Source organism: Vibrio sp. 1249-1 (assembly GCF_033340495.1).
Genome location: NZ_JAWOWJ010000069.1, coordinates 1 through 1,303, shown reverse-complemented (window position 1 = coordinate 1,303; position 1,303 = coordinate 1). Strand labels below are relative to the sequence as shown.

Genomic DNA, 1,303 nt, shown 5'->3' with positions numbered 1-1,303 from the left:
TCTGCTCAGCAAGGTTTCCTTGCGGCATTGTGCGGCGCTGACTATCTTGCGCCTTATGTGAACCGTATTGATGCGATGAACGGAAACGGTGTAGAAGTGGTCGCAGACCTGCAATTGCTACTGGCTCAAAACCAACTGCCTACAAAAATTTTGGCAGCGAGTTTTAAGAATACCCAACAAGCGATGGCAGTGATGAAGTTAGGCATTGAAGCGATTACCTTGCCTGTCGATGTGGCCGCGCAGATGTTTTCTCATCCAGCAGTTCAGCCGGCTGTCGATCAATTTGATAAAGACTGGAAATCCGCGTTTGGCAACAAACTTTCATTTGAAAGTTAAGCATAAAATTATCGAAAGTCCCATTCCTCCTCGATCGAGGGGCTTTTGATATGGGAATCTCTGAGAAAAAGTAACATTCGCGCAGGCAACTGTTTATAGATGCGGCTTACGAAGAGATTCCCACCCCACTAATCTCGCCTCAACCTTCACGCAAACTACTCTATTCGTAACATCACTACTGACGAAAAACGCTCGTTCCACAAGCAAAAAATTTTGCTTCAAACCGACAAACTCTCAAGCACAACGCATCAATAAGTCGGTAATTATTAATTTTATCTATTGGAAATGAACACTGTTCATTTATAATCAGCGAACCTAACGCAGTAACAAGGAATCCACTTCATGAAACGCATTGCGCTTCTCTTTGCCATGTTTGCATTACTTTCTGGTTGTAGCAGCATGTCGCCAGAACAATGCCAAACCGCAGATTGGTATCGCGTCGGCTACCAAGATGGCCGCTCAGGCAACAACCCAAACATTTTGTACGAATACATTAAAGACTGTCGCGAAGCAGGCGTAACGCCAAATCACGTTGAGTGGCAAGACGGTTTTGATAAAGGCACTATTCTTTACTGTTCGCCAGACAATGGTTACACGGTGGGTGTAGAAGGAAAAACCTACTATGGCGTTTGCTCTAACGATCTTTTCCTTAAAAACTATCAGTTAGGCCATCAAGAATATCAGCGTCAACAACGCATTAACGCGTTAGATGCGGAGATATCACGCCTTGATCATCAATTGGATGCAAACTTAAATAAAGACAACGCGAAGCGTATTAGAGAGAGAAGAAAACAACTGGCGCGTGAGCGTGCATCACTCATCTCGCCAGGAGCTAATTACTACTTTAACTTTTAGTCGCGACGGGCTACAACGCTAGGGTCATAAAGCGGCTGTTTGGATCAGGTTGATAGTCGCCAAACGGCTCGCAGTACGCGAAGCCATGTTTTTCATATAGGCGATGCGCGGG

Annotated in this window: 2 protein-coding genes and 1 pseudogene; 2 read left to right on the top strand and 1 reads right to left on the bottom strand. The window is 45.0% G+C overall.

Going from position 1 to position 1,303, the window contains the following annotated elements; genetic code table 11:
- Together R7Z50_RS24285 and R7Z50_RS24280 are read left to right on the top strand one after the other, a co-directional pair.
- Positions 1 to 336: transaldolase family protein (locus R7Z50_RS24285; protein ID WP_318149321.1), on the top strand; the 336-nt coding region annotated here is incomplete at its 5' end.
- 342 nt (positions 337 to 678) lie between these two features.
- Positions 679 to 1,191, top strand: a complete 513-nt coding sequence (locus R7Z50_RS24280; RefSeq protein ID WP_141179285.1) for a DUF2799 domain-containing protein — start codon at positions 679 to 681, stop codon at positions 1,189 to 1,191.
- 10 nt (positions 1,192 to 1,201) lie between these two features.
- Here the strand turns inward: R7Z50_RS24280 and R7Z50_RS24275 are convergent.
- Positions 1,202 to 1,303 (bottom strand): annotated as a pseudogene (locus tag R7Z50_RS24275) (GNAT family N-acetyltransferase); the annotation flags it as partial.